General features: G+C 71.5%; 16 protein-coding genes. 7 read left to right on the top strand and 9 right to left on the bottom strand.

Going from position 1 to position 18,483, the window contains the following annotated elements:
• Positions 1 to 158: 158 nt before the first annotated feature.
• The 5 genes from sepH to AB0K12_RS08550 form a co-directional block, all read right to left on the bottom strand.
• Positions 159 to 2,906: a septation protein SepH gene (gene sepH, locus AB0K12_RS08570; RefSeq protein WP_364556931.1), complete on the bottom strand. Its 2,748-nt coding sequence runs from the start codon at positions 2,904 to 2,906 to the stop codon at positions 159 to 161.
• A 157-nt stretch (positions 2,907 to 3,063) separates the two neighbouring features.
• Complete coding sequence (locus AB0K12_RS08565) at positions 3,064 to 4,011, bottom strand: protease inhibitor I9 family protein (protein WP_364556929.1); 948 nt, start codon at positions 4,009 to 4,011, stop codon at positions 3,064 to 3,066.
• Positions 4,012 to 4,233: 222 nt separating this feature from the next.
• Positions 4,234 to 5,511 carry a D-arabinono-1,4-lactone oxidase gene (locus tag AB0K12_RS08560; RefSeq protein WP_364556926.1) on the bottom strand — a complete coding sequence of 426 codons (1,278 nt, stop codon included), beginning with the start codon at positions 5,509 to 5,511 and terminating at the stop codon, positions 4,234 to 4,236.
• A 44-nt stretch (positions 5,512 to 5,555) separates the two neighbouring features.
• A complete protein-coding gene (locus tag AB0K12_RS08555) occupies positions 5,556 to 6,275 on the bottom strand; it encodes a polysaccharide deacetylase family protein (RefSeq protein ID WP_364556923.1) in 720 nt (239 codons plus the stop codon).
• Between the two features lie 99 nt (positions 6,276 to 6,374).
• A complete protein-coding gene (locus AB0K12_RS08550; RefSeq protein ID WP_364556920.1) occupies positions 6,375 to 7,535 on the bottom strand; it encodes an MFS transporter in 1,161 nt (386 codons plus the stop codon).
• A gap of 141 nt (positions 7,536 to 7,676) precedes the next feature.
• On the opposite strand from AB0K12_RS08550, the gene AB0K12_RS08545 reads away from it, so the two are divergent.
• Positions 7,677 to 8,873 carry a lytic transglycosylase domain-containing protein gene (locus AB0K12_RS08545; RefSeq protein WP_364556917.1) on the top strand — a complete coding sequence of 399 codons (1,197 nt, stop codon included), beginning with the start codon at positions 7,677 to 7,679 and terminating at the stop codon, positions 8,871 to 8,873.
• On the opposite strand, the gene AB0K12_RS08540 is transcribed toward AB0K12_RS08545, so the two are convergent.
• Positions 8,864 to 9,814 (bottom strand): ferrochelatase, encoded by a 951-nt coding sequence (locus AB0K12_RS08540; protein ID WP_364556914.1) that lies wholly within the window; start codon positions 9,812 to 9,814, stop codon positions 8,864 to 8,866. The genes AB0K12_RS08545 and AB0K12_RS08540 overlap by 10 nt on opposite strands.
• Before the next feature lie 56 nt (positions 9,815 to 9,870).
• Between AB0K12_RS08540 and AB0K12_RS08535 the strand changes: the two genes are divergently transcribed.
• Positions 9,871 to 11,847, top strand: coding sequence for a S9 family peptidase (locus AB0K12_RS08535; protein WP_364556911.1), 1,977 nt, complete (start codon positions 9,871 to 9,873; stop codon positions 11,845 to 11,847).
• On the top strand, positions 11,847 to 12,635 hold the full coding sequence (locus AB0K12_RS08530) for an inositol monophosphatase family protein (RefSeq protein ID WP_345387408.1): 789 nt from the start codon (positions 11,847 to 11,849) through the stop codon (positions 12,633 to 12,635). The genes AB0K12_RS08535 and AB0K12_RS08530 overlap by 1 nt, the downstream gene beginning before the upstream one ends.
• Positions 12,636 to 12,687: 52 nt before the next feature.
• Here AB0K12_RS08530 and AB0K12_RS08525 read toward each other — a convergent pair whose 3' ends face one another.
• The gene (locus AB0K12_RS08525; RefSeq protein ID WP_165974805.1) at positions 12,688 to 12,852 is read right to left on the bottom strand and encodes a hypothetical protein; all 165 of its coding nucleotides are present in this window, start codon (positions 12,850 to 12,852) and stop codon (positions 12,688 to 12,690) included.
• A gap of 255 nt (positions 12,853 to 13,107) precedes the next feature.
• Here AB0K12_RS08525 and AB0K12_RS08520 point away from each other — a divergent pair, with 255 nt between their 5' ends.
• The 4 genes from AB0K12_RS08520 to AB0K12_RS08505 all read left to right on the top strand — a co-directional run bounded on the left by AB0K12_RS08520 (position 13,108) and on the right by AB0K12_RS08505 (position 16,589).
• Positions 13,108 to 13,761, top strand: a complete 654-nt coding sequence (locus AB0K12_RS08520; RefSeq protein WP_345387406.1) for a response regulator transcription factor — start codon at positions 13,108 to 13,110, stop codon at positions 13,759 to 13,761.
• Between the two features lie 161 nt (positions 13,762 to 13,922).
• Entirely contained in the window at positions 13,923 to 15,071 is a 1,149-nt protein-coding gene (locus AB0K12_RS08515) for a HAMP domain-containing sensor histidine kinase (RefSeq protein WP_364556906.1), read from the top strand.
• Between the two features lie 307 nt (positions 15,072 to 15,378).
• Positions 15,379 to 15,678, top strand: coding sequence for a DUF4193 domain-containing protein (locus AB0K12_RS08510; protein WP_020542847.1), 300 nt, complete (start codon positions 15,379 to 15,381; stop codon positions 15,676 to 15,678).
• 92 nt (positions 15,679 to 15,770) lie between these two features.
• Positions 15,771 to 16,589, top strand: a complete 819-nt coding sequence (locus AB0K12_RS08505) for a hypothetical protein (RefSeq protein ID WP_364556903.1) — start codon at positions 15,771 to 15,773, stop codon at positions 16,587 to 16,589.
• Here the strand turns inward: AB0K12_RS08505 and AB0K12_RS08500 are convergent.
• Both AB0K12_RS08500 and paaK read right to left on the bottom strand, forming a co-directional pair.
• The gene (locus AB0K12_RS08500; RefSeq protein ID WP_364556900.1) at positions 16,579 to 17,187 is read right to left on the bottom strand and encodes a TetR/AcrR family transcriptional regulator; all 609 of its coding nucleotides are present in this window, start codon (positions 17,185 to 17,187) and stop codon (positions 16,579 to 16,581) included. The two genes, AB0K12_RS08505 and AB0K12_RS08500, sit on opposite strands and share 11 nt — an antisense overlap.
• Entirely contained in the window at positions 17,180 to 18,478 is a 1,299-nt protein-coding gene (gene paaK / locus AB0K12_RS08495; RefSeq protein WP_364556896.1) for a phenylacetate--CoA ligase PaaK, read from the bottom strand. Before paaK ends, AB0K12_RS08500 begins: the two co-directional genes overlap by 8 nt.
• Positions 18,479 to 18,483: the final 5 nt, after the last annotated feature.

Raw genomic sequence — 18,483 nt, 5'->3', positions numbered from 1 at the left:
GTGCGCGAGCGCCCGGACAGCGGAGAGCTCGGACGCCGGATGGCTCCAACACCGAAGGACTCAGGCGCCGACGTTGTCCGGGTGGCGCCTTGTGCGGGTGGTGCTGGGTTCGGGTGGGTTGGCCGTGGAGGGGTTTTCCCTGGCCTGGTGCGGAGCGGTCAGTCCTGGCGGCGGGCGCCGAACATGATCTCGTCCCACGTCGGAACGGACGCGCGGCGGCCCCTCGAACCCTTGCGTCGGCCCGGAGCGGGCTTCGGCGCGGGCACCGGGACGGCGGGCTCCTCCTTGCCGTCGTCCTTGCCCGCCCGTGCGGCCGGGACCGCAGGAGGGGCGGGCTTCGGCTTGGGCGCCGGACGCGGCTTCGGCTCCTGGACGGGCTCCGCGGGCTTCTTCCCCCGATCGGCGTCCTGCTGCTCGGCTGCGGCCGCCGGCTCCTGCGCCTTCTCCGGTTCCTGAGTCTTCTCCGGCTCGGGAGCGGTCGCCGTCTCGGACGGTTCGGGCGTGGCCGCCTTCTCGGGCGTGGCAGGCTCGTCCGCGCTGGAGGTCTGCTCGGCGCCGGTGACCTGGCTCGTGGACCCCGCCTGGCTCGCGGGCGCGGGCCGGCTCACGGCGGTCGCCTCGACGGTGCCTGGCGCCTCGCCCGTGTTCGCGGGCCGGGCGTCGGTGGGCTCGGGCCGCGTCGGCTGGGCGGTCGGCGCCTGCTCGGCGGCGGGCGTCGGCGCCTGGCCGGTGGTGGGCTGAGCCGTCGGCTCCTGTACGGAAGCGGCGGCGGGCTCAGGCGAGGAAACCTCGGCGGGTGTGTCTACGGTGACGGCCTTCTCCGCCTCAGAGATGACGGACTCGGCCTTCGAAGCGGCATCGCCTTGTGCCGCAGCGGCCTCGGTGCCGGCAGCGGAGACGTCGGCAGCCTCGCCTTGGGCCGCCGGGGCATTCCCGGCCGCGGCCGGGGCCTTCGGTGCATCGGTGGGTGCGGCCTGAGTTGCCGGGGCACCGGTGGGCACGGCCTGGGCCACCGGAGCGTCGGCGGCCACGGCCGGGGTTGCTGGAGCGTCGGCGGGCACGGGCTGGGTTACCGGAGCGTCGGCGGGCGCGGCCTGGGCCTCGGGCGTCTCGGCCTGGGGCTCCGCAGCGGGCACGGTCGGCGCCGTCTCTGCCGCCTGCGCCGGTGTGGCCTCGCGGGCGGCCTCGGTGGGCGCCGACGCCTCGGCGGTCGCGGAGACCTCCGGAGTCTTGGGCTCGGCTGCTGGCGAGACGGCCTCGGTCTTGGGCTCGCTCGCCTCGGAGGTCGCGCTTCCGGGCGACGCCAAGGTGGCCGCAGCGGCGGGTGCGACAGCGTCGGCGGCGGCCTGGGCCTGCGGCTCAGCGGCAGCGTTGGGTTGAGGCGCAGCGGTGGTGCTGGCCGCGGGCGCAGCGGCGGTGGTCGGCTCGGTGGTCGCGGGGACGGGCTCGGGCTTGGTCGGCTCGGTCGCCGTGGCAGCGGCGTCCGTGGTGGCCTGGGGCTGCTCGGATGCGGGGGCGGTGGCCTCGGGTGAGGGTGCCGCCACCTCCTGAACGGGCGTGATCGCTTCGGCGGCGGTGGCCGGGGACGCGGCGGGTGCTGTCTGCTGGACGGTGGTCGTCGCGTCGGCGGCCGGCTGCGTGGTGATGGGCCGCTGCTGTGTGGTGTGCTCGGCAGCGGGCGCAGGGGCCTGGGGCCGGGGCTGGGTGGCCTGCTCGGGAGACGCGGTGGCGGCGGAGGCGCTCTGTGGCGTGTCAGCGGGCCGGCTCTGGGGTGCGGCGGAGTCACGGTCGGCCGGACCGGTGGGCTCGGTGAGAGGTGCGTGGTCGGCCGGGCGAACGTGCTCGGAGGCGCCCGAGGTGTGGCTGGCCGGGCGAATGGGCTCGGAGGTGACCGGGGTACGGTCAGCCGGGCGAAGGGGCTCGGAGGTGACCGGGGTGCGGTCGGCCGGGGCGTAGATCGCGGACTCGGGGTCGCGGCCGGAGCTGAAGTCGGGCAGCCATGGCGAAGACCCGCCGCGGCGGGTCGGGTCGGCGGGGCGGCGTTCGTCGCGGGTGGACGTGTCAGAGGCCGCGGGCGGTTCGGCCGGCGCGGGCGGGTCGAAGAAGTCGTCGTCGTGGGAGGAGTCGCGGGTGCCGCGCGACGACGGGTACGGGCCGTCGCCGCTGCGGCCGGCCGGCTCGTAGCCCACGGCCGGCTCCTCCGGCTCGCGGCGCACCACGGACGGGAACGGCAGCGTCTCGGAGGGGAGCGGCGGCACCGGCTGGAGCTTGGCCACGCGCGGCGCGAACGGCGTCACCGTGGTGTCCTCGACCACCGGCGGCTCGGGGTCGAAGTCGGCGGCGGACAGGCGGAGCGCCTCGTCGTCGTGCGGGGTGACGTGGCGCTTGCGCGGGTCGAAGAGCCACTCGGCGTGGCGGGTGTGACCGTTCCAGACGTAGCCGAGCTTGACGCGCCAGAGGCCGTCGTCGCGCTTGGCGCTGTCCCAGTCGATCTCGTCGGTGGGCACGCCGCGCCTGGTGAGGCGCTCGGCCACGAGGTCGCCGAGCGTGGGCCCTGGCGCTGACTCTCCCGGCATGCGTACGGCGACGCGCTGCGCCTGCTGGGCGACGTATTCCCGCTCTTGGAGCACCGGCCCCTCGAACCAGCGGACACGCTCGACCGGGATCCCGGCGGTCGCGGCTATCTCCTCCGCCGTCTCTCCGGCGCGGATGCGGGCCTGGATCTCCTTGGGGCGCAACGGACTCTCCACTTCGATCTCGTACTGGCCGAGACGGGAGAAGTTGCCGCGGACGGCAGCACGGAGCCGGTCGTCCACGGGAAGCGTGAAGCGCGTCCCTCGCCCGGCAGTAGCCAGCACGAGGTAGGTGCCGTCCTCACTCACCGCGACGAGTCGGAGCTCCTGCATGCGAGTCCCTTCGTCAGCGTCGCCATTCTTCCCCCGGACCCTTGAGTCTCTCGCGTGTGCCGGTTGCCTGCCAGCACCGTACCCGGCATGTCCGAACATCGCCTTCCTGGGATGGCCCATGGGCGATGTGACGCCGGTCACATTGGAGTCCATGCCTCTAGAGCCCGCCATCGCGCATGAGGAGGTTATGTGGCCGCGACGGGTTCTGGCGAATCGCGCCCCGCGCCGTCGAGCAGCCGAGCCGGTCGGCCAGGGCGGCCGGTCCTGAATTGGGGTGAAGTGCCAGGTGGCGGGCCGCGAGTCCGGCCAGATACGGCGCGCGGGCGGAGAAGGCGAGCCCCTCGGCGGTGACGTGGCAGGCGCCCCCGTCGGCGGCCCCCACGACGAACATGCCCGAGCGCGACAGCGACCCGGCGGCCCTGGCCAGGGCGGGGGAGTCGGCGCCGTCGATGGCCAGCGCGGTCACGGAGGGGCCCCGGGCGTGCCGGTGTATCCAGTCGAGCCCTGCCAGGACGTCCGACAGCGTCCCCGTGCCGGCGCACCCGAGGACGCGTACGGACGCGATGCCCGCCTCGGGCGCGGCGCGGTGGGCGCGGGACGCGACGCGGGTGCCGTGACCGCGGCAGTCGCGCCCGGTGCCGCCGGTGGCGTCGAAGGCCCGCCAGGCCCGGTCGTCGAACCGGTCGCGGCGGACCTTGACCCCGCTGTCCACGACGTACACGGTGGTGCCGTCGCCCCTGGCGCCGGCCGGGGCGCGGCGGGTGGGTTCGCGGGTGGTCATGGCGTGGATCTCGCGGTCGGGCTCGATCGTCTGGACGCGCGGGTCGGCGCGCAGTTCGGCCAGCTCGACGGGCGTGAGGAAGGTCGCGAGGCCGGGCAGCGCCGAGGTGTAGTAGCGGCGTACCCGCCAGCGCACCTCCCCGACGAGGTCGCGCGCGGCCGCGCGGTCGCGGGCCGTGACGACGTAGGGGCGGGCGGGCTCCTGCGGCGTGTCGCGCAGGGCGAGGCCGGAGGCGGGCGTCATGGCCAAGGGGACGGCGGTCGTGGCAGCCGTTGCCACAGCCGCGGCGAGGTACACGGAGGGCAGGCCGAGTCGTCGGGGCACGAGTTACAAGGGTGCCTGTCACGCAGGTCGCACGAACACCGGGACACGCACTCACGTCTATTCACGAGAAAGCTCTTTACCGAACGCATGGTGTGAGGAAGCACTGATCCGGGGGATGGGGCGAGCGCCGGACGGAGGAGCCCAGGATCCGGTCGTGCCCTCGGACGCGACGCTGGAGCAGGACTCCACGGGCCGGCACGGTGGCCGCTCGGTTGAGGCGGGTCAGCCCAGGACGGTGTCCAGGTAGGCGTTGGCGAACAGCCGGCCGGGATCCAGGCGGTCGCGCAGCGCGACGAAGTCGGCGAACCGCGGGTACGCCTTGGCCAGGTAGGCGGCGTCCCGCGTGTGCAGTTTGCCCCAGTGCGGCCGCCCGCCGAGGCGGGTCATGATCTCCTCGACGCCCGCGAAGTACGCCGGGTTCGGCGTCGGCCGGTAGACGTGGCAGGCGACGTAGGCCGTGGCGCGCCCGTACGCGGTGGACAGCCACGCGTCGCTGGGCGGCGTCACCCGCACTTCCACGGGGAAGGTGATCTTCCAGTCCATCCGGTCGATCAGGTCGCGCACCTCGCGCAGCGCCTGGGCCAGCCGCTCGCGCGGGACGGCGTACTCCATCTCCAGGAAGCGCACGTCGCGCCGCGCCGTGAACTGCTTGTACGACAGGTCCACCGACGACGACTCCCCGAGCGCGGAGGCGCTGACGGCGTTGATGTGCGGGATGAGCGCGGGCAGCCGGGCGCCGATCGCGCAGGCGGCGCCGAAGACGGTGTTCTCCAGGAAGACGGTCTCCAGCCAGCGCCGCGCGGGTGAGGGCGGCCGGGGCGGCCCTGGGCTGCGGTTGTTGGTCTTGACCAGGCAGGCGTCGGTGTGCGGCAGCCAGAAGAAGTCGAGGTGCTCGTTGGCGGAGGTCAGCTCGTCGAGCGCGCCGAGCATCTCGCTGAGCGCGAGTTTGCGCCGCCGGTTGTGCAGCAGGAAGGCGGGTTCGACGCGGAAGGTGACGGTGGTCAGGACGCCGAGCGCGCCGAGGCCCACGCGGGCGGCGTCGAAGAGGTCGTCGCCGGGGGAGGCCGTGGTCAGGGTGCCGTCGGCGAGCACCATCTCCAGCTCGGCGATCTGGTCGGCGAGCCCGCCGCTGTCGCGTCCCGTGCCGTGGGTCCCGGTCTGTACGGCGCCCGCGACGGTCTGCTCGGTGATGTCGCCCATGTTGGCCAGGGCCAGGCCGCGTTCGGCGAGCAGCTCGTTCAGCACGCGTAAGGGGGTGCCGGCCTGGACGGTCACCCGGTCGTCGGCCAGGGAGACGATGCCGGTGAGCGCGTCCGGCCTGAGCATGATGCCGTCGGTGAGGGCCACTCCGGTGAAGGAGTGGCCCGTCCCCACCATGCGTACGCGGCGGCCGGAGCCGGCGGCGTCGCGCAGGGCGCGTACGACGTCGCCGGCGCAGGCCGGTACGCGGATCTCGGCTGGGGTGCCCGTCTGATTGCGCGCCCAGTTGACGAAGGCCACGAGCACCCTCCAGCGAAAGTCGTCCGGTTAAACGCGAACGATACTCATCTCTCCCAGCCTTCGGGAACGGGGAAGATGTCGCCGGGCTCCAGTTTCTGGTCCTTGATCACGTCGGAGACCGTGACCAGGTGGTAGCCCTTGTTCTTCAGGGTCTTGATCAGCGCCGGCATGCCGTCCACGGTCTGCTTCACCCAGTCGTGCATGAGGATGATGCCGTTCGGCTTGGCCACGGCCAGCGTCTGCTTCTGGATGGCCTTGACGTTCTTGGAGCTCCAGTCGGCGGAGCCCGCGGTCCACAGGATCATCGGCATGCCGAACTCGATGGCGACGTCGGAGACCTGGATGTCGGCCAGCCCGTACGGCGGGCGCAGCAGCTTCGGCTCGACGCCCGCGGCCTTCTTCACCGCGTCCTGCGTCTTCTTGATCTCGTTACGGATCGTCGCCGCGTCGCTCTTGGTGAAGTCGGGGTGACTGTAGCTGTGGTTGCCGAGCTCGTGGCCCTCGGCGACCATGCGCTTGACGAACTGGGGGCGGCTCTTGACGTACTGGCCCTCAAGGAAGAACGTCGCCTTGGCGTCGTACTTCTTGAGCGTGTCGAGCAGCGTGCCCGCGTACTTGCCCGGTCCGTCGTCGAACGTCAGCGCCAGGCACTTCACCTGGGAGCAGTCGACGGGAGCCGCCTTCTTCCCGGCGGCCGCGGACTTGGCGCCCTGGGCGGGAGCGGGGGTCGCCTCGGCGATGGCCGCCGCCGGGGCAAGGGTCACGCAAACAGCCGCGATTGCTAGAAGTGAACTGATGTGTCGGGACATGACTAGTGCTTCCAGTGTGTTGGGTGTTGCGAGGGATCTCCCGACCGTAGCGGATCAACTCTCGGAGGGTGAAGCAGCCTCGGGAAGTCTCAGCAAACCCGAACCTCCGACGCCGACGATCACCGCCACGACGGCCGCGACCACGGAGAAGCCGTACGCGGCGGAGGCGCCGTACGACTCGGTGAGCCGCCCGCCCGCCCACGCGCCCGCCGCCACGCCGAACCCGATGGCCGTCGAGATCCACGCCATCCCCTCGGTGAGCAGCGACGGCGGCACCAGCCGCTCGGTGAGCGAGAAGCTGGTGATGAGCGTGGGGGAGATGGCGAAGCCGGCGAGGAACAGCGCGGCGGCCATGAGCCAGGCGTGGTCGATGAAGATGATCGGCACCAGGCCCACCACGAACAGCGCGAGCGCCCGTACGAACCTGGCCCGCAGCGAGATCCGCCAGTGCCGCGAGCCGAACCACAGGCCCGACACCATCGAGCCGCCCGCGAACGCCGCCAGCAGGAACCCCGCGGCGCCCTTCACGCCGTGCTCCTCCGCGAAGGCCACCGTGATCAGGTCCACCGAGCCGAAGATCGCGCCCATCGCGAGGGCGACGCCGGCCAGCACGGCCACGCCGGGGATGAGGATCGGCGACCCCGACGACGACCTGATCTCCTGCACGGGCGGCTCGGTGCTCCGCTGCCCGGCCAGCGCCAATGAGCCGCCCAGCATGCAGACCAGCGCCACGATGAGCCCCGCGTAGGGGTTCACGGCGGTCGCGAGCACCGTGACCAGCGCAGGCCCGGTGACGAAGACCACCTCGTCGATCACCGACTCGAACGCGAACGCGGTGTGCAGCCGCCCAGAACCGCCGTGGATGACCGACCAGCGGGCCCGCACCATCGAGCCGAGCGACAGCGACGTGGCCCCGACGATCAGGCCGGAGGCGTAGAGCGTCCAGTCGGGCAGTCCGGCGCCGGCGAAGACCATGAGCGCGGCCAGGGCGAGCGCGTTCACCACCGCGAACGGCGGGATCACCCGGCTCTGGCCGAACCGGTCCACCAGCCGCCCGGACAGGGGAGCGGCCACGGCGAAGGCGAGGTTGGTGGTCGCGGCGACCGCGCCGGCCGTGGCGTACGACTCGGTGAGCGTGGAGATCAGCAGGATCACGCCGATGCCGAGCATCGACATCGGCATCCGGCCGATGAGCCCGGCCAGGACGAACGCCACCGCTCCGGGCCTTTCGAACAGTCCCCGGTAAGGCCCGACCACGCTGTTTCCCCCTTACGTGAGCTTGAGCGGGCTAACCATTGCGCACCGTATGTCCGGATGGCAAGTGCTTTCGCGCAGGGGTGAGTTAACGTGTCCCGAGTGTCCGGTCTTCCCAGCTTTCGCGCGGTCATGCTCATGGTCGCCGCCGTGCTCGTGGTCACCGCCGCGGCCGGAGGCGTCGTGGTCGTCCTGGGTGAGGATCTGGTCGGCACCGCCCAGGAGCAGCCCGTACGCAGGTTCCGCCCCCCACAGACACCACAGCAGGCACCCCAGCAGTCGCCCGCGCCGCGCCTCGACGAGATGGTGCCCACCGCCGAGCCGGTCAAGGACTTCGGCGAGGGCGGCCCCAGCGTCACCGTCACGCCGCCGCGCGTGCTCGCCGTCGCGGCCGGCACCGTGCCCAAGCAGACCAGGTTCCGGCTGGGCGAGCTGGCCCACGTGCAGAAGGTGGCCGTGGTGGACGCCGGCGCCGTCAAGGTGTCGGGCACGTCCCTGAACCTGCTGGCCGTGGACCCGGCCGAGTTCCGCTCCTGGACCCCGCGGCCCGTCGCCGACCAGCCCGCCGTATGGAGCGCGCTGACCAGGGGCGAGCTGGTGGCCGACGCGGAGGCGATGAAGAAGTTCGGCATGATCCTGGGGGCCGTCTACCAGGTGGACGGCGGGCCCAGGCTGCGCGTCGCCGCCTCGGCCTCGCTCGGGCTGCACGGCGTGGACGGGCTCATCAGCGCCGACCTCGGCAGGTCACTGGGGTTCGCTCAGGGCGTCGCCGTGCTGCTGCACGGCAAGGAGGGCAAGATCAGCCAGACGGGCGTGAAGAAGCTGCTCGGCAAACGCAGCCAGGTCGTCGTGCTCGACGCCGCCGCCCGTACGCCCAAGCGGCGGCAGCCGCCTGCCCAGCAGCAGGTCACCGTGGGCCGGCCGAGCAGCTATCTGGAGCTCTACAAGGCCGCCGCCACCCGCTGCCCCGGGCTGTCCTGGACGGTGCTCGCCGCCATCGGGCAGGTGGAGAGCGGGCACGGCCGCAACAACGGGCCGTCGAGCGCGGGCGCGCTCGGGCCCATGCAGTTCATGCCCGCCACCTGGAAGCACTACGGCGTGGACGGCGACGGCGACGGCAAGAAGGACATCTGGAGCCCGTATGACGCCGTGCCCGGCGCGGCGAACTACCTGTGCGCCAACAAGGCCGGGCAGGGCGGCGAGCGGCTGCGCAAGGCGATCTGGTTCTACAACCACTCGTGGGACTACGTGAACAAGGTGATGTCGATCGCCGGCGCCTACGCGAAAGCCTACGCCTGAGGCCGCCTGCGGGGCGGCGGGCAGCAGGTCAGCGGGCACGGGACGGGCTCGGGCTCGTCCATCAGCTCGCGCACCATCCGCACGAACGCCGGATGCGTGCCCGCCGTCGCCGCCCGCTCCATCGGCAGCTCCAGCTCGGCGGCCACCTGCCTGGCCTCGGTGTCGAGGTCGTAGACGACCTCCATGTGGTCGGAGACGAACCCGATCGGCACCAGCACGACCGAGCGCGCGTCGGTCTTGCGGAGATGGTCGCAGACGTCGGGCTCCAGCCACGGCACCTGCGGCGGCCCGCTGCGCGACTGCCACACCAGGTCCCACGGCTCGGTGCGGCCCAGCGCCCGGCTCACCAGCTCGGCGCTCCTGCGCAGCTGCGCCTCGTAGAGGCCGCCCTCGGGGCCCGCGGTCTCGGCCATGGACGTGGGGATGCTGTGGGCGGTGAACACCAGCCTGGCGTCGTCGCGGCCGAGCCGATCGAGGGCCGCCCTGGTGTGATCGGCCATCGCCGTCACGAACCCGGGATGCTCGCCGTAGTGGCGCATCTTGACCAGCTCGGGGCCGCCCTCGACGGAGATCCGGTCGATGTCCTCGTAGTATTGGCGGCAGCTCGAGTAGCCGGCGAACGCCGACGTGGCGAACACCGCGGCCTTGCGCACCCCGTCGGCCCTCATCTGGCGCACGGTGTCCTCGCCGAACGGGTGCCAGTTGCGGTTGCCCCAATAGACCGGCACCCCGGCGACCGGGCGCAGCGCCTCGACCAGGTCGCGGTTCTGCTGGTTGATCGGGCTGACCCCGCCGAAGCCCTGGTAGTGCTCGGCCACTTCGAGCAGCCGCTCGCGCGGCACGCCACGGCCGCGCACGACGTTCTCCAGGAACGGCATCACGTCGTCGGGACCCTCGGGGCCGCCGAACGACAGGACCAGCAAGGCGTCGTAAATTCCCACGTGACAACCCTATGCGGGGATGTCGGCGGTCCTCGCCGCGAGGTAGGTTCGGTCGGGTGAGCGCATTCAACGACATACGCGACTATGTGGCCATCCCCCGAGTTCTCTCGCTCAAGCTGTCGCCCGACGGGTCCAGACTGATCTCCGCCGTGCAGTCCCTGAACCCCGAAGGCAAGTCGTACGGCACCGCGCTCTGGGCGATTCCCGTGGACGGCGAGCCGTACCGGCTGACCCGCTCGGCCAAGGGCGAATCGGCCGCCGTCTTCACCGCGGCCGGCGATGTGCTGTTCACCTCCGCCCGCCCCGACCCGACCGTCAAGGACGCCACCGACGAGGTGCCCGCCCTGTGGCTGCTGCCCCGCGCCGGCGGCGAGGCCCGCCAGGTGGCGAGCAGAGCCGGCGGCATCGGCGCCGTGCGCACGGCGGGCGACGTGGTGGTCTTCTCAGCCGACGTGCTCGACGGCGAGGAGTCGGCCGACGCCGACAAGCGCAAGGCCCGCAAGGACGCCGGAATCAGCGCGATCCTGCACGAGCAGTTCCCGGTCCGCTACTGGGACCACGACCTCGGCCCTGGCCGGCCCCGGCTGTTCGCCGCGCGGCTCGGCGCCGACCGGCTCGAGGACGTCCGCGACCTGACACCCGACGCCGGCGACGCGCTGCGGCAGGGCACGTTCGAGCTGACCCCCGACGGCGCCTCCGTGATCACCACGTGGCAGGTCTACCTGCCCAAGGGTGAGTCGCGTACGGACCTGGTGGTCATCGACGTGGCCACCGGCGAGCGCCGCGTGCTGCTCAGCGAGGACGACCACGACTTCGGCGGCCCGCTGGCCGTCTCGCCCGACGGCACGAAGCTCGCCTGCGCCCGCGACCGCAGGACCGGCTACGAGGTCTCCGCGCGCAGCACGCTGTGGATCGCCGACCTCGCCACCGGGCAGGGCCGCGAGTACGCGCCCGACGCGTTCCCCACCGACGTCCAGTGGGCCCCCGACTCCTCGGCCGTCTACCTGGTCGCCGACCACCAGGGCCGCCGCCCGGTCTTCCGCGTCCCGCTCGACGGCGAGGCCACCAGGCTCACCGGGGACGACGCCGCGTACCTGCACGTCAACCCGTCGCCCGACGGCCGCTTCGTCTACGCCCTGCACAGCGGCGTCGCTCTCGCCCCCGGGCCGGCCAGGATCGACGCCGTCACCGGCGAGGTCACCGACCTGCCGTCGCCCGCGCCGCGCCCCGAGGTGCCCGGCACGCTCACCGAGGTCACCGCCACCGCCGACGACGGCGCCACCATCCGCGGCTGGCTCGCCCTGCCCGAGACCGCCTCCGCCGCCGACCCGGCCCCGCTCGTGCTGTTCGTCCACGGCGGCCCGCTCGGCTCCTGGAACGACTGGCAGTGGCGCTGGCAGTCGTGGATCCTCGCCCAGCAGGGCTACGCGGTGCTCATGCCCGACCCGTGCATGTCCACCGGCTACGGCCAGGAGATGATCGACCGCGGCTGGGGCAACTGGGGCCCGCGCACCCAGGCCGACCTCGACGCGATCGTGGACGCCACCCTGGAGAGGGACGACATCGACGCCGAGCGCACGGCCGCGATGGGCGGCTCGTACGGCGGCTACATGGCCAACTGGCTCGCCGGCCACACCGACCGCTACAAGGCCATCGTCACCCACGCCTCGCTGTGGAACCTCGACCAGTTCGCCGGCACCACCGACGCCGCGATGTACTGGCAGCGCGAGTTCGGCGAGCCGGGCGGCGAGCGCTACCAGCTGCTGTCGCCGCACAACTCTCTCGACAAGATCGCCACTCCGATGCTCGTCATCCACGGCGACAAGGACTACCGGGTGCCGATCGGCGAGGCGCTGCGGCTGTGGTGGGACCTGCGCCGCGCGGAGGTCGACGCGAAGTTCCTGTACTTCCCGGACGAGAACCACTGGATACTCAAGCCCGGCAACATCGTCGCCTGGTACGACACCGTGCTCGCCTTCCTCGGCCACCACGTGCTCGGCCAGGAGTGGAAGCGCCCGGAGTCGGTGGCCTGATGACGGACTTCCTGAGGCTCGCCGAGGACATCGCCCGCGAGGCCGGCGACATGCTGCTCGCCAAGCGGCCCACGATGTCCCGCGAGATCGAGACCAAGTCAAGCCCCACCGACGTGGTCACCACCCTGGACAAGGCGTCGGAGGCGCTCATCCGCGAGCGCATCCTGGCCGCCAGGCCCGATGACCGCATCCTCGGCGAGGAGCAGGGCGAGGCGCCGGGCGAGGGCGACGTGCGCTGGATCGTCGACCCGATCGACGGCACCGTCAACTTCCTGTACGGCCTGCCCGACTGGGCGGTGTCGATCGCCGTCGAGGTGGCGGGCAAGGTGGTGGCGGGCGTCGTGAACGTGCCGCAGCGCGGCGAGGTCTACACCGCGGCGCTCGGCGAGGGCTCATGGCTCGGCGCCGAGCGGCTGCGCTGCAACACCGGCGTGCCGCTGTCGCAGGCGCTGGTCGCCACCGGGTTCGGCTACGCCAAGGCGCGCCGCGAGAGCCAGGGCGAGGTCGTGGCGAAGGTGCTGCCGCGGGTGCGCGACATCCGGCGCGGCGGCTCGTGCGCCATCGACATCTGCTCGCTGGCGGCGGGCCGGGTCGACGCCTACTACGAGCGCGGCGTCAACCAGTGGGACTTCGCGGCGGCCGGGCTGGTGGCCACCGAGTCGGGCGCCAGGCTCGGCGGGCTGCACGGCCGTCCGGTCAGCTCGGAGTTCGCGCTGTGCGCGGCTCCCGGCCTGTTCGAGGAGCTGCACGACCTCCTTGTGTCACTGGATCCGCTGCGCGGAGCCTGAGTGCGTCAGGTGCGAAACGGCCGGAGCGTGGCTCCGGCCGTTTGGCGTCTCGCTAGCGGGGCAACGGTATGCCGTGATCGTCGGCCAGACGGCGCAGGTCCTCGATCTCGGCGGTGAGGGTGTCGGCGAGGTAGTCGTCGCCGACGCTGCGGGCCTCCCGCAGGCCCTTGTAAGCCTGGTCGAGGCGGTGTTCGATCGTGGTCGTGAACTCGCCCATCTCACCTACTCTCCGGGGGTTCGATCCGTCCAAGGGCGAAGTCTCCCCATTGCCGGATGAAGCCTGGGCAATGGGTGTCCCGACGGCATACCCCGGCTTGTCGCCCTCCGAAACATGAATTTCTCCAAGCCTCGGTAAGCCGCGCCCGCCCGGGGGCCTTCGGCCGGTCCCAGGTGGCCGGAACATGCCTTACCGTGCGCTTATCGAGGTTGTGGCCAGAATGAGTGACCAGAATCGGAGAGAGGTGTACCGGGCGTGCGCGTGCTGGTGGTTGAGGATGAGCGGGTGCTGGCCGACGCGATCGCGACGGGGTTGCGGCGCGAGGCCATGGCGGTCGACGTCGCCTACGACGGCGGCGGGGCTCTGGAGCGTACCTCCTACATCGACTACGACGTGATCGTGCTGGACCGTGACCTGCCGGTCGTGCACGGTGACGAGGTGTGCCGCAGGCTGGTCGAGCAGCGGACGGCCTCCCGCATCCTCATGCTGACCGCCTCGGGCGACGTGGACGACAAGGTGGAGGGTCTCGGCCTGGGCGCCGACGACTACCTGGCCAAGCCGTTCGTGTTCATCGAGCTGGTGGCCAGGGTGCGCGCGCTCGGCCGGCGCTCGGCCCCCGCGCTGCCGCCCGTGCTGCAGCGCGCCGGCATCAGGCTCGACCCGGGCAAGCGGCTGGTGGAGCGCGACGGCAGGGAGGTCGTGCTGACCAAGAAGGAGTTCGCGGTGCTCGAAGAGCTGATGCGGGCCGACGGCGCCGTGGTCAGCCAGGAGGACCTGCTGGACAAGGCATGGGACGAGAACATCGATCCCTTCACGAACGTGGTCCGGGTGACCATGATGACGCTGCGGAAGAAGCTGGGCGAGCCTCAGGTGATCGAGACCGTGCCCGGAGTTGGGTACAAGTTGTGACGGACAGGCCAGAGCGCGAAGCGGGCCCGACGCATCCGATGATCAGCCCGCACTCCGAACGCAAGGCGACGCGCGTCCAGGAGACGCCGCCGCCCCCGACGGGACCACCGGTGTGGGACGGCCCTCCGCCGCCCGCGCGGCAGCTCACCCAACGCTCCACCATGGAACGTGTGAAGGAGCTTCCCGGCAAGGTCAGCATCCGCTGGCGCCTGACGCTCACCTACGGCGCGCTCGTGTTCGGCGCCGCCGTAGCACTGCTGCTGTCCATGTACGCCATCGTCGGGGCGTCCATCGGCAACGAGTGGCCGACACTGGACACGCGGGGCATCAACCCCATCGACGCGGCGATCGCCCAGAACCAGTGGCTGCAGGCCAAAGAGGCGACCGTGCACAACGCCCGCGGCGAGTTGCTGCAGAGCGCGGTGATGGCCCTGTTCGGGGTGGGCATCCTGGCGCTGATCATCGGCTACTTCGTGGCCGACAGGGCGATGCGGCCGGTCGCCAGGATGACCGCGACGGCGCGCAAGCTGTCGGAGAGCACGCTGGCCCATCAGCGCATCGCGCTCGAGGGCCCCAACGACGAGCTGAAGGAGCTGGCCGACACCTTCGACGCCATGCTCACCCGGCTCAACGTCGCCTTCGACACCCAGCGAAGATTCGTCGCCAACGCCTCACACGAATTGCGCACTCCGCTCACCATCAACAGGACGGTCCTGGAGATCGCGCTTTCCGATCCGGCGGCCTCCGAGGACCTCAAAGCGCTCGGGCGTACTCTCCTTGAGGTCAACGCGCGTAACGAGAAGCTCATCGAAGGGCTGCTGCTGCTCGCCAGGAGCGAACGCGAACTCGCCGTGCGCAAACCGCTGGATGTGAAGGAGGTCGCGCAGACGGCGGTCGAACAGGTCGCGCCGTTCGCCGCCGAACACGGTGTGACCGTCACCACCGAACTGGTCAGCGCGCCTACCGTGGGCGATCCGGTGCTCCTGGAGCGGTCGGTGAGCAACCTGCTGGAGAACGCGGTGAAGTACAACATTCCCGAAAGCGGAAAAGTCTGGATCCGTACGGGAATGGCGGACGGTGCCTTGGTTGTTCAGGTGGCCAACACGGGGCAGCACGTCCCGGCGTACGAGGTCAACAGCCTGTTCGAGCCGTTCAGGAGGCTTCATGCGGATCGAGTGGATTCGGCCAAGGGAGCGGGTCTCGGGCTGTCCATCGTGCGCGCGGTCGTGCAGGCCCACGGTGGGAATGTGGCCGCTGTGCCACGTGATGGCGGGGGGCTCGTGGTGACCATTAGGCTGCCGCGGCGCTGACGTGGTGACGTTCTGACGTGTTCGTCCGCGTGTTGTCGCATGGGGGCGTCTCGTTCTCGCCGCACATGTGGTTGGATGTGCCGTCGAACACGGTGGTGCATGACGCCAAGGCTGTGGGTTTCGCCATATTTGGCTAACCATTGCCGACGGCAGCAGGCCCTGACGTGTTGGGAGGTTCGTGGTCCGTTTCCTCGGGGTACCGATGGGAAATCTCCCCGACGGAACGGGCACAAGATGGGCTTCCCGGACGTTAGAAGACGCGCGATGAGCGCGAACACATATGGATGAGGGGGATGGAGTAAGCACAATGGCTACCGACTACGACAGCCCGCGCAAGACAGACGACGACCTGGGTGAAGACAGCCTCCAGGAACTCCAGGCGCGGCGCACCGACAAGTCGTCCGGCAGCATCGACATCGATGAGACCGACCTGGCGGAGTCGCTCGAACTGCCCGGTGCCGACCTGTCGAACGAAGAGCTCTCCCTGCGGGTGATCCCCCGGCAGGCCGACGAGTTCACCTGCTCGCGCTGCTTCCTGGTGCACCACCGCAGCCAGCTGGCCTCCGAGAAGAACGGCCAGCAGGTCTGCCGGGAGTGCGCCGCCTGATCACTGGAGCGAACGAGCTCGGGGCAGAGGGACCGAAGACGACGAAAGCCCCCGAACCCGAGCGATCGCGACATGAATTACGGAGGCATCGCGTGGCCGAACCGGAGAAAGACCGCCAAGCGGGCAGTGAGGTCGCCGACCCCGATCGTGAGGTCGGCGAGCTCGTTGGCAAGCTCACCGCTCCGGGTGAGCTGGAGCCGGCCGAGCGGCGCAGGCTGCTCGGCCGACTCGCTCAGGCGCTGTCCACCGGGGCGAAGCGGGCACGGGCCACCGGCGCGGGCCGAGGCCGCTGGCTGGCCGACGTCTTCCTCAACATCGCGCCGCGCATCCCGATCAGAGACCTGCACACCCTCGCCGAGCACCATCACGGCCTGACCGGCGAAGAGCTCGCCGACGACCTGGTGCGCACCGCTCAAAAAGCCACGATGACGGTCGGCGCCATCGGCGGAGCACTGGCCGCGGCCGAGTTCGCCGCCCCACCCCTCCTGCTCTCCGCTCCCGCCCAGCTCGTCGCCGAGACCATCGTCGTCGCCGCCATCGAGGTCAAGCTGCTGGCCGAGCTGCACGAGGTCTACGGCGTCCACGTCCAGGGATCCGGCGCGCAGCGCGCCGTCGCCTTCACCGCCGCCTGGGCCAAGCAACGCGGCATCGACCCCCTCGCGCCCGCGTCCGTCTCCCTGGCGCTCGGAGCGGCCACCAAGACGGCCCTGCGCAACCGCCTCATGCGGACGCTCGGCCGCCACCTCACCACCTTCGGCCCCTTCCTGACCGGCGCCATCGCCGGCGGCGCGCTCAACCGCATGGCCACGAAGAAGCTCGGCGAGGCCATCCGCGCCGATCTGCGCGTCAAGGGCCCCGCCCCGGCCCAGCAGGCCGTCCAGGGAAAGCCGCGCGGCGAGCTCAGCGAGTAGGCCGCAGGCCGCTGAAGGCCATCGTGAGCAGCGCGTCGGCCAGATCGTCGGCCGAGTCGCCGCGCGCCGGCTGATACCACTCGGTGATCGAGTTGACGGTGCCGAACAGCAGCCGCGTCACCAGCCCCGGATCGACGTCCGCCCTGATCCCGCCCTCCGCCACCGCCTCGCCGACCAGCCCGGTGATGAACCGGTCGAATTCCCGCCGCCGCTCCAGCGCCGCCTGCTCGGTGCCGCTGTTGCCGCGAACCCGCAGCAGCAACGTCACGTACGGCAGGCGCTCGACGAGGATGCGCACGCTCTGCCTGACGACCCACTCCAGCCGGTCGATGGCCGCGCCCTTCGCGGCCCGCTCGTCGGCCACCATCGCGAACAGCCCGTCGAGCGCCCGGTCCAGCGCCCTGGCGAGCAGGTGCTCCTTGCCCGGCACGTGGTAGTAGATGGCCGACTTGGTCACGCCGAGCGCCTGGGCGAGGTCCTCCATGCTGGTGCCGTCGTAGCCGCGCTCGTTGAAGACGCCGACCGCGATCGACAGCACCGACTCGGGATCGAGCCCGCGACCCCGCCTGCGCCGGGGTTCGGTGGCGGCCTCAATCATGACGCTCGTCGACGACGCGCTTCAGCTTGCCCACCGACCGCTCCAGCGTCTCGGGGTCCACCACCTCGACCTCGACGCTCACGCCCACGGTCTCCTTGACGGCGGTGCGCAGCGCCTGACCGGCCGCCTCGCGCCCCTCGCCGAGCCCCGGCCGCGCCTCGACCCTGACCGTCATCACGTCGAGCCGCCCAGGACGGGTGAGGCGGAGCTGGAAGTGCGGCGACAGGCCCTCGACGCCGAGCACGACCTCCTCGATCTGGGTGGGGAACACGTTCACGCCACGCAGAATGATCATGTCGTCGGTGCGCCCGGTCACCTTCCGCATCCGCCGGAACGCGGGCCGCGCGGTGCCGGGCAGCAGCCTGGTCAGGTCGCGGGTGCGGTAGCGGATGACCGGCATGGCCTCCTTGGTCAGTGTGGTGAAGACCAGCTCGCCCTCGTCGGCCGGCTCCCCGGTGAACGGATCGACGGTCTCGGGATAGAAGTGGTCCTCCCAGACGTGCAGGCCGTCCTTGGTCTCGACGCACTCGTTGGCCACGCCGGGACCCATCACCTCCGACAGGCCGTAGACGTCCACGGCGTCGAGGTCGAAGGCGTCCTCGATCTCGGCGCGCATCTGCTCCGTCCACGGCTCGGCGCCGAAGATGCCGACCCGCAGCGACGTGGCGCGCGGATCGATGCCCTGGGCCCTGAACTCGTCCAGCAGCGCCAGCATGTACGACGGCGTCACCATGATCACATCAGGCTTGAAGTCGTCGATGAGCCGCACCTGCCGGGGCGTCATGCCGCCCGAGACCGGCACCACCGTGCAGCCCAGCCGCTCGGCCCCGTAATGGGCGCCGAGCCCGCCGGTGAACAGGCCGTAACCGTAGGCCACGTGCACGATGTCGCCGGGCCGCCCGCCGGACGCGCGGATCGAGCGGGCCATCACCTCGGCCCACACGTCGAGGTCGCGCTTGGTGTAGCCGACCACGGTGGCCCGCCCGGTGGTGCCGCTGGAGGCGTGGATCCGCGCCACCTGCTCGCGGGGCACCGCGAACATGCCGAACGGGTAGCTCTCGCGCAGGTCCTCCTTCGTGGTGAAGGGGAACGCGGCCAGGTCGGCGAGCTCCTTGCAGTCGCCGGGGTGCACGCCCGCCGCGTCGAACTTCTCCCGGTAGAGCGGGACGTTGCGGTAGGCGTGGTCGAGCGTGTGCCGCAGGCGCGCCAGCTGGAGCGCCGCCAGCTCGTCGCGGGAGACGCGCTCTATCGGGTCGAGCTCGTCGGGGGCGGGGGGTCGTCCCAGTCTCATGGCCG

It is taken from the genome of Nonomuraea sp. NPDC049419 (genome assembly GCF_040676995.1).
Lineage (GTDB): Bacteria > Actinomycetota > Actinomycetes > Streptosporangiales > Streptosporangiaceae > Nonomuraea > Nonomuraea salmonea.
Note: the sequence above shows the minus strand (reverse complement) of the source record. Positions and strands in the feature narration are given on the sequence as shown.

Bases quoted from the DNA above. Each gene is read 5' to 3' on its own strand.
- AB0K12_RS08515 (WP_364556906.1), top strand. From the start codon at position 13,923: ATGGAACGTGTGAAGGAGCTTCCCGGCAAGGTCAGCATCCGCTGGCGC.
- AB0K12_RS08500 (WP_364556900.1), bottom strand. From the start codon at position 17,187: ATGATTGAGGCCGCCACCGAACCCCGGCGCAGGCGGGGTCGCGGGCTC.
- AB0K12_RS08510 (WP_020542847.1), top strand. From the start codon at position 15,379: ATGGCTACCGACTACGACAGCCCGCGCAAGACAGACGACGACCTGGGT.
- AB0K12_RS08525 (WP_165974805.1), bottom strand. From the start codon at position 12,852: ATGGGCGAGTTCACGACCACGATCGAACACCGCCTCGACCAGGCTTAC.
- AB0K12_RS08530 (WP_345387408.1), top strand. From the start codon at position 11,847: ATGACGGACTTCCTGAGGCTCGCCGAGGACATCGCCCGCGAGGCCGGC.
- sepH (WP_364556931.1), bottom strand. From the start codon at position 2,906: ATGCAGGAGCTCCGACTCGTCGCGGTGAGTGAGGACGGCACCTACCTC.
- paaK (WP_364556896.1), bottom strand. From the start codon at position 18,478: ATGAGACTGGGACGACCCCCCGCCCCCGACGAGCTCGACCCGATAGAG.